Source organism: Psychrobacter sp. TAE2020 (assembly GCF_018919485.1).
Lineage (GTDB): Bacteria > Pseudomonadota > Gammaproteobacteria > Pseudomonadales > Moraxellaceae > Psychrobacter.
On record NZ_JAHLMU010000001.1, the window covers coordinates 1265847 to 1278804 of the forward strand.

The following is a 12958-nucleotide window of genomic DNA, read 5'->3' on the forward strand; positions in this document are numbered from 1 at the left end:
CCAGCCTGCGCCAACCTTTATTAATTATTAAAACCTAGCTGAGCTGTGCTTACCAAATACGAGCAAGCGTTGACCATTCAATCAAAGTACTTGGTAAGATACCAAAGAATACAATAACTACTGTCACTGCGATCACCATGATACCCCCTGTACGTACGCCCCAATGCCCTACTACATCAAACTCAATAAACTGCTTCGGACGTTTGAATAGGGTTAACATCACGCGCAAGTAATAGAACAGACCTATAGAGCTACCGATAATAATCATCGCTGCTAAGAACCATTGTGCGCCTTGCACGGCAGCAAAGATAGCAAAAAACTTAGTGATAAAGCCAGCGGTCAGCGGTATACCTGCCAAGGATAACATCATAATAGTTATCACTGCCGTCAATACCGGTCGACGCCAAAATAGACCTTGATAATGGCTTAATTCGTCTGCTTCACCAGTCATTCTAAACGGACTTGACATTAGGGTCACGGCCCCAAAAGCACCGATAGAAGTAAAGGCATAAATCGCCATATACATTGTAACGACCGAATCAGCCCCAGGACCTATACTAACAATCACAATCAATACGTAACCCATATGAGCAATCGAAGAATAACCCAATAGACGCTTGAGATTAGTCTGACGAACTGCTAATAAGTTACCGATTAGAATAGATAGGGTGGCCATGACCATAAGCAGCATTTGTACTGAAGGTAATACCAATAGCTTGGTATCTAATAAGAAGCGGATAGCCAACGCCATCATTGCCACTTTGGTCACTGAAGCCAAATAAGTGGCGACAGGCGCAGGGGCCCCTTCATAAACATCTGGTGTCCAGATATGAAAAGGTGCCGCAGACAGCTTAAAGGCAATGCCGAACATCATCAGCGCTGCACCTAGTATCAATAGTGGCGACTGATACATAGTGGCTAACTGTAAGCTAATAGGCTTAAAGCCTAATGAGCCAACTTGCGCATAAATAAAGGCCATGCCCATCAACAATGTCGCTGATGCCGTCGCTGACAACACCAGATACTTAAGCCCTGATTCAAGCGAGCGACTACGCAAAAAGGTATAAGCCAACATGCCATATAACGGTACTGACAATAGCTCTAGGCTTACAAAGAAGGAGGCCATATGCTGAGCACATACCATCAATAATGCGCCAGAAGTCGATAACAACATCAACAAATACAGCTCATCTTTATTGTCATGATAATTATCAAAATAAGCATATGACAAAGTACAGCAGGCCAGCGCACAGATAAAGATAACTAGCATGTTGAACTGGGCAAAACCATCAATAGCAAATAATTGACTCGCCTCAAAAAGTGCCGGACCGCTCTCAATCATCCCAGTCATCTGACCTATTAAAGTAAATAGACCAACGTTAAGTCCTATTACTGTAATAGTACCAGCGATAACATGTGAGCGTTTAATAGTGATAGCGATCATCACTAGCAATACTGTAATTATCACCGCAACAATGGGCGCATAAGGCATCAGCCCCATCAAATCATTCATCGTAAATTCAGTCATGACTTAACGTGCCTCCGTTGCATCAAGTAATTGCGATGCATCTACTTGAGTTACTTCACTATAGATATAAGCATTATTAATCCACTGCATAGCGTGGCTCGAAGTATCCAATATTGGCTGCGGATATAGCCCGAGCCAAACTAGCCCAAAAGCCAGTATTAACAATAATGACACCTCACGTCGACCTAAGTCTCTTAGTCGGCGCTCAGGTAGGCCATGTGACTTAGTTTCGTGACTAGCGACTTCTTTAATATTATTAACACCAAATAGCGTGCGATACACTAGTAATAATGAGTATAAACCTGCCAATACTAAGCTAAAGGTGGCAAAGACTACGAATACCGGATAGTCAGCAAATGAGCCGAATAAAATCATGAATTCGCCGACGAAGTTACCAGTGCCAGGAATACCTAGCAAGGCGGCACAGAAGAACATCAGTAACGGAGCGTAGTAACGAAACTGACCCCACATACCGCCCATTACAGTGATGTCGCGAGTATGCAAACGCTCGTATAACTGTCCTGCCATAATAAATAGCGCCGCTGAACTTAGACCATGCGCTAACATCTGTATCATCAACCCTTGCAGGCTGAGCAAACTACCCGCATAGATAGCTAGAACGATGAAGCCCATATGCGAGATACTAGTGTAAGCCAATAAGCGCTTCATATCGGTCTGCATAAAGGCCAACCACGCCCCATAGAAGATACCGATTGTTCCTAGAGTCATCGCTATAGGTGCAAACTCTTGGGAGGCTACCGGAAATAGAGGTAGCACAAAACGAATCAACCCGTAAGCGGCGGTCTTAATTAGTACCCCTGCCAAATCAACCGAACCCGCAGTAGGTGCCTGTGCATGCGCATCAGGTAACCAACCATGAAAAGGTATAATCGGTAGCTTGACGGCAAAACCAATAAAGAAGCACAACATAATGGGATATTCCCAGCCTCCCATAGGAGTGCCGAGTAAATCATTATAGTTAAAGCTAAATCTACCAGTATGTGCCTGACTAAATAGCACTAATAATAAGATACCAATCAGCATGATCAGCCCAGAGAGCTGAGTATAGATAAAGAACTTAGTGGCTGCCTGCTCTTTGGTCTTACCGCCTACTACATCATGACCCCAAATGGCAATCAAGAAGTAGATAGGAACCAGCATCATCTCCCAAAAGAAGAAGAATAAGAACATATCAATGGCCATAAATACGCCAATGACGCCGCCTAAGCTCCACAATAGGTTTAAGTGGAAGAAGCCAACCCGACGTTGAATCTCGTTCCAAGAACAAGCAACGGCTGCGACCCCCAATAGTCCAGTCAAACCTACCATTAGCAAGGACATACCATCCATTGCCAAATGAAAGCTGATACCCAATCTAGGTATCCAAGGCACACTAAATTCAGCGAACCAAGGTATAGCAGCTTGCGGTGCGAGCACTTGCTTGCTCATACCACTAAAGTTGCCATACTGCCATAGCACTATAGATAAGCCAAAAGTCAGCAGCATGCCGATCAAGGCAATCCAGCGTGGCAAACGCTTATTGTAACGCTCTACCAACCAGCATAATAAACCGGCAATAAATGGAATTGCAATTAATGCTGGTAGCATCCATGTTTGTTGTAACTCTATCATCTTATACCACCGTCATCATTACCAGCACTAGCAATACAGCCATTCCCAAGCCGAAGCTTGCAGCATAACCTCGAAGTGACCCTGTCTGCGTCGCGGACAACACTTTATTACCCGCTGACGCCAGCATAGGTAATATTGACCAAGCTTTATCGACAGGATCGGATTTGAATAAACGACCGATGAGTAAAAAGGGTTTTACAAAAACTATATCGTATAGTGCGTCAAAACCCATACCGTGATAGCACCAGTAAAATAAAGCACCACCGATACTTGAACGTTTAAAGCTAGTGAGCAGACGACCTTTATTGACTACATATAATAGTGCTGCCACTAGTAAACCTGCTACCATCGCCCCCATCGCTATAAATTCAGCGGTGTGCTTGCCATGTGCTTGACCGGCAACTTCTAGTAAGTGGCCAACGCTCTCTGGCAATACGCCTTGTAGTGGTGGCACAATTAGCGCACCTACAGCAGTCGATAGTACCAACAATACGCTAAGCGGTAACCAATATGACATTCCTGTCAATTTGTGCGCATGGGTCTTCTCTTCTCCAAAGAATACTATCCAAATCATACGGAAAGTATAAATAGCAGTTAAGAAAGCACCGAACACGCCCATATAGAATAATACTTGATGACCAGTAGCATAAGTTTCCCATAGGATAGCTTCTTTTGAATAAAAGCCAACCGTTACCCAAGGAATCGCTGCTAAGGCACCACCACCAATGACATAACACCAAAATACTAATGGGATCTTCTTACGTAAGCCACCCATTTTAAAGATGTTTTGCTCATGATGTACCGATAGGATGACTGCACCTGATGATAAAAACAGCAACGCTTTAAAGAATGCATGAGCCATCAGATGAAAGATAGCCCCTTGCCAAGCACCAACGCCAAGCGCTAGGAACATATAACCAATCTGACTCATAGTCGAATAAGCTAAAATGCGTTTTATATCGGTTTGTGCCAACGCACAGAAACCAGCGACTACTAAGGTTAACGCTCCAACACCACCTACCCAATATAATAAAACCTCTGGGGTCAGTATAAATAACGGATGCATACGGGCTATTAAATAAACCCCTGCTGTTACCATCGTTGCTGCGTGAATCAATGCCGATACTGGAGTAGGGCCTGCCATCGCATCAGCCAACCAAGTATGTAGCGGTAGCTGGGCTGATTTACCCATTGCCCCACCCACTAACATCATGGTAGTCAAAACCATAATAGGATTATTAATATCGAACATATCTGGGGCGCGAGTAATGATCTCTTGAATATTGAGTGTACCAAATTCGCGGTACAGCAAAAATAAGCCAAAGGCCAAAAATACATCGCCAACTCGGGTGACAGTAAAAGCTTTCATCGCTGCCCGACCATTGGCCCGATCATCGAAATAAAAGCCAATCAATAGGTAAGAGCAGATACCAACGCCTTCCCAACCGAGATATAACAATAATAAGTCGTCAGCTAGTACTAGCAATAACATACTGGCAACGAATAAATTCATATAACTAAAAAAGCGCGCGAAACCTGTATCGCCTTTCATATACCAAGCGGCAAACAGATGAATCAAAAAGCCAATGCCAGTAATGACCCCAAGCATAGTCAGCGCTAAGCCATCAAAGCTCAGACCAAAAGTAGGCGCAAAATCGCCAACTTGCATCCAAGTCCACATCGGTACAGTGATTACTGTGCCTGCAGGATAAGTAGTCAAAAAGGTAAAGCTAACCAACAACGTACAAAGAGCTGATAGCGCCATGCTACCCACCCCAACGAGCGCTGCTGCTTGTTCAGTCAACCTGTCACGCATAAAGGCTAATATCAAAAAGCCAACGAGCGGGAATATAAAGGTTAATGGTAATAGACTCATGACATCATCCTTTCATCTCATTGGCGCTATCGACATCGAGATGTCCACGCTTATGATAAAACTGTAATAAGATTGCTAGCCCAATAGAGACTTCAGCTGCTGCGAGGGTTAATATAAAAATAAACATTATTTGTCCATCTGGATCAACCCAACGGCTGCCTGCTACTACAAATGCCAGTGCGGCCGCATTCATCATGATCTCAAGACTCATCAGCATAAATAAGAAGTTACGCCTGACCATTACCCCGCAAAGACCAATAGAGAATAAAACTCCAGCTAATATAAGTCCATGGCTCATGGGGATCATACCCAAGACGTTTTGCACCTCGACAGTAGGCTGTACTAAGCCTACTACTTCATGGGCAAATGGCACAGCCGCTACTTCCGTTGCCACGCTTACTGCTTGTACCATCAGTCTAACTCCTTATGCAAGGCAGGCTTGGCTCGCTGCATACTCACTGACTTACCAACATAGTCATGCGGATCAACATCTTTATATTCATAAGGCTCAACTGTTGTCACAGCGTCAGTAACATCAGCCGAAGTATGACCATCGTATTCTTTAACACTACCTACACTCGGCTGAGAGTCTAAGCTTTCATTACTGATGATCTCATCATCAATAGACTCTTTACCCAAATGATAAGCAGCAACCAAAGCTGCTAACAGTAATAAGGCGGCAATCTCAACCAATAGGATATATTTGCTAAATAATGCGGTGCCTACTGCTTTGGCAGGAATACTAACACCGCCAATCATTGCTGCTGGATCAGAGTTACTACCTATCATCGCATAAAGAACCACAGCAATAATAAACGTCAGCCCTGTCGGCACTGCCCAAGTTTTGGCATCTAACCAGCGCTCTTCACGAGCATCATTAGCCATCCCTAAATTGAGCATCATAATCACAAACACGAATAAGATTAAGATAGCACCCGCATAGACCACAATTTCAAGCGCCCCAGCAAAGGATGCACCGATGATAAAAAATATCCCAGCAATAGCCATTAGGGTAACGATCATCGATAAAATAGCGTGTACTGGATTGGCAAGTATTACTACACGTAGACTGGCAAATATAGCCACCGCTGCTAATGCGTAAAACCCGACCAACTCAGGATTATTTAAAAAATTCATCATGGCAGCAAGCTCCTTAGATCAATAGGTGCCGCTTCGTTTTGTGCAGCGCCTTTTGGTTTATCTGCTACCGCCATACCGGATACCCGATAATAGTTATAATCAGGATACTTACCTGGCCCGGATATCAGCAAATGCTCTTTTTCATAAACTAAATCTTGACGAACATACTCAGCCATTTCAAAATCAGGGGTCATCTGAATAGCTGTAGTTGGACAAGCTTCTTCACAGAGTCCACAAAAGATACACCGTGAAAAGTTAATGCGGAAAAATTCTGGGTACCAGCGACCATCTTCACGCTCAGCTTTTTGTAGCGAGATACAGCCCACTGGACAAGCAACCGCACAAAGGTTACAGGCGACACAGCGCTCATCACCATCAGGATCACGAGACAAAATAATACGTCCGCGAAAACGTGGTGGTACAGGTACGGGTACTTCTGGATATAAGATGGTATCGCGTGGCCTAATGGCATGACTATTCACCATCCACATACTACGGATGATAGTATAAAAGCCAACGATGATCTTTCTTATGCTAGTAAACATGGGGTTATTATCCTTATCAGCTCTGCCCTAGCCGCTAATTAATACACTATCGGCGTTGGAAAAAAGATCAAAATTACTGCCGCAGTAACTAATAAATTAATTAAGGTTATCGGCAAACAGACCTTCCAGCCAAAATTCATTACCTGATCATAGCGTGGACGCATGAGTGAGCCCCGTGCCAGAATAAACATGGTCATAAAGAATAGCGTTTTAATCATGAACCAAAAAGCTGGTGGAATAAATGGAATATCTAAATTAAAAGGGGCTAACCAACCACCGAAAAATAAACAAGTCATCAAGGCTGAAATGAGTACCACGTTGACATACTCACCAATAAAGAACATACCAAACTTCATACCTGAGTATTCAACATGATAGCCTTCGGCAAGCTCTTGCTCAGCTTCTGGCTGATCGAAAGGATGTCTATGGGTAACTGCCACGCCCGCTATAACAAAAGTTAAGAAGCCAAAGAATTGTGGGAAGATGTACCAGCCATCACTCTGCGCTTCAACGATCATTCGCAAGTTAAAGGAGCCTGTTAAAGCCACTACGCCCATCAATGATAAGCCTAAGAATACTTCATAGCTGATGGTTTGTGCTGCTGAACGTAAGCCCCCTAATAATGAGAACTTATTCGCTGATGCCCAACCGCCGAACATTACCGCATAAACGGCAAGACCCGCCATAGCAAAGAAGAATAAAATTCCGATATCCCAATCAGCAACCCCAAAGGTTGGCGATATAGGAATAATGGCAAATGACGCCAGTGCGGTAAACATCGCTACCGCTGGTGCCAAAGTAAACATAAACTTATCAGTAAAATTCGGCGTCCAGTCTTCTTTAAAGAAGATCTTGAGCATATCGGCAACTAACTGTAAGGAACCAAAAGGCCCTACACGGTTCGGACCATAACGATCCTGCCAAAGCGCTAGCATCCGGCGCTCATAAACGATCATCAGAGCGGCGACAATAACCACCACTAAGAAGATAACTAATGACTGTATGACCAAAAATAGAATGGACCAGCTGTCAAAAGTCATTATACCAGCCAAAAAGCTTGGCACATCAGGGATAATACGAGTAAACGACATCTTACACTTCCTGTATGCTAGTTGGCGCTGCTAAATCTATGACATTTGCCATGTCACCTATGATAGTCATCACTTCTGCTGGTGCTGCAACTCTACTTACCGATGCTGGTAGCGAAGGATGGATAATACTCACTTGCCCAACTGGATAGCCGATACAGCCTTCTGCTAAATAAGGCACTAGCTGCACAGGTAAAGTAATCTGTTGGTTATCAACTTCAATAGCTAAATAATCACCAGCGGTAATTTGCCAGTCCTGAGCATCCTCAATACCGATACGCCAAGTAGCGATAGGTAATTGTTCCGCTACCACTGGACTGCGTGAAGCCATCATAGAGCTGGCATAAATATTATAAATAGGCACTAGTTTGGCGTGCCCTTGTTGAATATTAGTACTAGGTAAAGCGCTAGCTTCTGGAGCTATATACTGGCGTAGTGCCAAACGCTCGTTTTGATCAAATAAGCGGACACCGGGATCACCATTTTTAAGGCTACCCCCTACTTTATCTTGGTATTTATTCCAAGCTTGTGGTGAGTTCCAACCAGGAGTGTTAGCAAACGGAATCATCGAACTTGGCGTTTCAGTACCACTATAGCCTTCCATTGAAAAGGTTAAGCTAGTATCCAAATCTTTTGGTTGCATGGGCTCATGTACTGATAACGGTGCACGCATAGCAGTACGACCTGAATAGCGACGTGGCTCACGAGCTATCTTCAGACCAGTTATACGATAATCTGCATCGGGCGCCGCGCCTTTAATACCAGCAAGCTTAGGATGAGTGGCTATCAAAGCATTGATGACGTCATCGAGCTGAGTCCAATCGACTGACTTACCTTGTAAGCTGCTATGTACTGCATGCAACCAACGCCAGCCTTCTTTAATGCTGCTGAGCGGATGATAATAGTTGTTATCATAAACTTGGAAGAAGCGCTGCGCGCGACCTTCAGCTGAAACCAAGGTGCCATCTGCTTCTGCAAAACTAGCCGCTGGTAAAACGATATCGACATGCTCATGCCAGTCCAATAACTGATGGTCGAGGGCAATGACTGTCTTATTGCTTAACAATTGGCTAAGTTTTTGCGCATCAATAGCATCAGTCAGCTGATTTTCAGCAACTACTACTACCTCAAAATCAGAGGCTAGCAACTCTTCTACAGACTGACCCCCTAGCATGCAGACCCCAATACTATTGGCATCAGGTACCGTTAGGTAGATGCCCGCTTGGGCACTATAGCGAGTGTTGTGCTCTCTTAGCTCAAGCTTTTTAGCAGGTTGGCGCTCGAGATTATCTTCTGTCTCTTTATCAGTACCGACTGCTGACTTCGCCGGTTTAGCCGCTAGCTCTTGATCATCAGTAGGCTGCGTGGTTTGTGCTTGTTGTTCAGCGACAGCTACATTAGCTGCTTGTACTTTGGCATTATGAGCGTCAACTTGACTTTGCTCAGTAGCTTTAATCGCCGCGCGTTTTTGACTCAGAGCTTGAGTGATTTGAGCAGCAGCTTCAATCATAGCTATAGATGATAAGCTAGTACCCGATACAATCAGGGGCTTATCAGCTTGGATTAAATCATAAGCAATTTGCTGCGCTAAGGCTTGCATCGGGTTCACTTGCTGATCCGCTGCCTGTTCTGAAGCGGCATTCGGAGTTTGCGGATCGATGATGTCTGCTAAATCATTGGCTAATTTGTTGATCTCATCGGCTACTTTAAAACCAAGCGCCGTAATGTCTTCTGGCGTCGCTACTACACTGACCTTACTGATATCGTCGAGTTTAGTTTCACAGACATCCAAAATATAAATGGGACTTAGCGCCCCTTGACCAATACGTTGTACAGGTTCTGCTAGCCAAGCTTGCGTTTTGGCAGCAGCGGCCATTTTTATCGCTTCATTCTTAGCAGATTGACGGATAGATAAAGCAACTCGTGCAGAAGTCTGAGTAATATCTTCGCCTAAAATAAGTACTGCATCATGGCTTTCGATGTCAGTCATTCCAGGATTATAGACCCCTTCAGTACTGAGTACTTCGATACATTTATTAACTAATGCTTGCTGTTGATGGTTAAGGCCCGTGGAGAAGTTATCAAAACCAACTAGATTCTTCAGAGCAAAGTTAGTCTCAAGGCTAGCACGTGGCGAACCAATACCTATGACTTTTTTATTTTTTAGACGCTTGATAGTTTCATCGAGAGCATAGTCAATATTTATTTTGACGTGCTTGCCATTGATGCGCTCAAGCGCTTGCGTTGGACGATCTTCTCGATTGACATAACCATAGCCAAAACGGCCTCGGTCACATAAGAAATAACGGTTTACTTCGCCGTTATAGCGGTTTTCAATCCGGCGTAACTCGCCATAGCGCTCACCCGGTGAAATATTACAGCCTGCTGAGCAACCATGACAGATACTTGGGGCATACTGCATATCCCATTTACGATTGTAGCGTTCTGAGTGAGTCTTATCAGTGAACACCCCTGTTGGGCAAACCTCTGTTAAGTTACCCGAGAACTCACTTTCAAATTGACCGTCTTGATCACGACCGAAATAAACCCGATTATTGGAGCCATAAACGCCTAAATCTTCGCCACCAGCATAGTCTTTATAAAAACGTACGCAACGATAGCAAGCGATACAACGGTTCATCTCATGGGCAATAAAAGGCCCAAGCTCTTGGTTATGATGGGTACGCTTGGTAAAACGATAACGACGATGGTTATGACCGGACATATAAGTCATATCTTGCAGATGACAATGACCGCCCTCTTCACAAGTAGGGCAATCATGCGGATGGTTAGTCATCAGTAGCTCAATCATTGACTTACGAAATGCTTTCGCTTCATCATCGGTGACTGAGATATACATATCATCGCTTGGGGCGACCATACAAGACATTACTAATCTACCGCGACCTGCTTCTAAATCTTCTTTGCTTTGAAATTGCTTGACCGCACACTGACGGCAAGAGCCTACTGAGCCTAGAGCCGGATGATAACAAAAATAGGGCACATCTATACCTAGCGATAAGCACGCTTGTAGCAAGTTGTCCGCGCTATCTACTTCGACAGTGGTTCCATCAATATGTATGACTGCCATGCCGCTCTCCTTATTTCGCTACTAGCTGTTGACTATCTACAGCCTCAATGACTTCTTCACCGACCGCTTGCGCAATCTTTCGATCAAACTCAGGACGGAAATATTTGAGCGCACTCATAAGTGGCTCCATAGCACCCGGGGCATGAGCACAAAAAGTCTTGCCAAGCCATAAATCACGAGTTAGCTCTTCTAGTTTTTCAACATCGCCCAGCTGACCTTCACCATCATTGATAGCAGTTAGCAGCTTGACGCCCCAAGGTAATCCATCGCGGCAAGGCGTACAAAAACCGCACGACTCACGTTGGAAGAAAATCTCAAGGTTGCGTAGCAAGGGCACCATATCTTGCTCTTCATCGACTACCATAATTAGTCCGGTTCCCATCCGACTACCGGCAGCCTGAATAGTATCAAAATCGACTACAGTATCTAAATGATCAGCGGTCAAAAAGTCAGTAGAGGCGCCGCCCGGCAACCAAGCCTTAAGAGTGCGGCCTTCTTGCATACCACCAGCGAAGTCATCGATAATTTCGCGAGCAGTATAGCCAAAGGGCAACTCCCATAGACCGGGATCATTGACTAACCCTGAGCAACCAAACAGCTTAGTGCCCGGAGTTTCGACTACCCCTTTAGACTTAGGTAAATCCTGATACCACTCGCTACCATGTAAAATAATGGCGGAGACGTTATGCAAGGTTTCGACATTGTTGACTACGGTTGGACGACCCCATGCCCCAGCTACTTGCGGAAATGGTGGTTTAGTACGTGGATTAGCACGACGCCCTTCTAAAGAGTTGAGCAAAGCAGTCTCTTCACCACAAATATAGCGTCCAGCACCAGTATGCACATGCAGATCAAAACTATAGCCTGAGCCTAAAATATCGTCGCCAAGTAAGTTATTGGCTTTAAGCTCTTCGACAGCAGCATTAAGACGCTCAGCCGCTAAGATATATTCACCGCGGATAAAGATGTAGCCCGCAGTAGCTCCGATGGCATAAGCAGAAATGATCATTCCTTCGATAAGCTGTAGTGGTAGGCGCTCCATCAACAGTCGATCTTTAAAAGTACCCGGTTCCATCTCATCAGCATTACAAACTAAATAGCGTGGCCCGCCATCAGGGGGTGCCATCAACGACCATTTGATACCTGCTGGAAACCCTGCACCACCACGACCTTTGACTACCGCTTCTTTGATAGTCTTCAGCGTAGCTTCTGCAGTTTGATTTAGAGTCATTTTAAGCGCTTCAAAACCACGTAGTGATTCGTAAGTCGCCAGATCTAATACCGCATCATGATGGGCTAAACGCCAAGTTAGAGGCTTAGTCTCACTAGTAGCCGTGGATTTGTCACCATATATTGGGATACGCTGCTCATTAAGCTGGCTGGGTGCTTTACCTTGGCTACGAAGGGCAACTTGTTCTGCAACCGTTAATCTCATGCGTATAGCTCCAATAGTTGAGCGACCTCAGTAGGCTGAACAGGGCCGTAAGTATCTTCATCGATCAATACTGCCGGGCCTTTGTCACAGTTACCTAAACAGCAGATCGGTAGTATAGTAAAGCGTCCATCAGCAGTGGTTTGACCGTAGTCAATACCCAACTGCGATCTAAGCTCAGCAGATAGCGCTTCATAACCTGTTAAATAACAAGAAACAGAATCACAAATCAATATCACATGACGACCGACAGGCTGACGATAAATACGATTGAAAAAAGTAGCTACCCCATCAAGATCAGTTACTGGAATATCTAGCAAGTTAGCAATCGCATTCACTTGTGCATCATCGACCCAGCCATTACGCTTTTGCACTATCTTCAATGAATCTAGAGAAGCAGCACGAGCATGCGGGTAATGATGGATAAAATCACGAATACCAGTGATTTCTTCGGCAGTTAGGATGTTCTCTACATCTACCTTTGGTGCTTTATCAGTAACAATTCTCATATCTTTTGTTTTATCCTCACTCATCGCGCTATTTTCTATAAAATGTCATGATAGCTATGGCGTCTTACAAGTATAGCGTTTTGGTGCACCATTAGGTGATAACTTGTTGATTAGCTT

At 44.5% G+C, this 12958-nt stretch carries 10 protein-coding genes; all 10 read right to left on the reverse strand.

The annotated features are described in order from the left end of the window. Positions 1-49: 49 nt before the first annotated feature. On the reverse strand, positions 50-1528 hold the full coding sequence (locus KPY62_RS05030) for an NADH-quinone oxidoreductase subunit N (RefSeq protein ID WP_216581088.1): 1479 nt from the start codon (positions 1526-1528) through the stop codon (positions 50-52). Positions 1529-1531: 3 nt separating this feature from the next. Beyond that, positions 1532-3160, reverse strand: coding sequence for an NADH-quinone oxidoreductase subunit M (gene nuoM, locus KPY62_RS05035; protein WP_216581089.1), 1629 nt, complete (start codon positions 3158-3160; stop codon positions 1532-1534). Between the two features lies 1 nt (position 3161). Next, a complete protein-coding gene (nuoL, locus tag KPY62_RS05040) occupies positions 3162-5036 on the reverse strand; it encodes an NADH-quinone oxidoreductase subunit L (RefSeq protein ID WP_216581090.1) in 1875 nt (624 codons plus the stop codon). A 4-nt stretch (positions 5037-5040) separates the two neighbouring features. Beyond that, positions 5041-5349, reverse strand: coding sequence for an NADH-quinone oxidoreductase subunit NuoK (gene nuoK, locus KPY62_RS05045; protein ID WP_216583146.1), 309 nt, complete (start codon positions 5347-5349; stop codon positions 5041-5043). A 98-nt stretch (positions 5350-5447) separates the two neighbouring features. Continuing rightward, the gene (gene nuoJ, locus KPY62_RS05050; RefSeq protein WP_201623203.1) at positions 5448-6176 is read right to left on the reverse strand and encodes an NADH-quinone oxidoreductase subunit J; all 729 of its coding nucleotides are present in this window, start codon (positions 6174-6176) and stop codon (positions 5448-5450) included. Further along, entirely contained in the window at positions 6173-6721 is a 549-nt protein-coding gene (nuoI, locus tag KPY62_RS05055; RefSeq protein WP_228730580.1) for an NADH-quinone oxidoreductase subunit NuoI, read from the reverse strand. The genes nuoJ and nuoI overlap by 4 nt, the downstream gene beginning before the upstream one ends. Before the next feature lie 38 nt (positions 6722-6759). Beyond that, positions 6760-7761, reverse strand: a complete 1002-nt coding sequence (gene nuoH / locus KPY62_RS05060) for an NADH-quinone oxidoreductase subunit NuoH (protein WP_373416589.1) — start codon at positions 7759-7761, stop codon at positions 6760-6762. A 52-nt stretch (positions 7762-7813) separates the two neighbouring features. Next, positions 7814-10900: an NADH-quinone oxidoreductase subunit NuoG gene (gene nuoG, locus KPY62_RS05065; protein WP_216581091.1), complete on the reverse strand. Its 3087-nt coding sequence runs from the start codon at positions 10898-10900 to the stop codon at positions 7814-7816. Positions 10901-10910: 10 nt separating this feature from the next. Then, positions 10911-12335, reverse strand: coding sequence for an NADH-quinone oxidoreductase subunit NuoF (nuoF, locus tag KPY62_RS05070; RefSeq protein ID WP_216581092.1), 1425 nt, complete (start codon positions 12333-12335; stop codon positions 10911-10913). Beyond that, positions 12332-12841, reverse strand: coding sequence for an NADH-quinone oxidoreductase subunit NuoE (gene nuoE / locus KPY62_RS05075; protein WP_216581093.1), 510 nt, complete (start codon positions 12839-12841; stop codon positions 12332-12334). Before nuoE ends, nuoF begins: the two co-directional genes overlap by 4 nt. Positions 12842-12958: the final 117 nt, after the last annotated feature.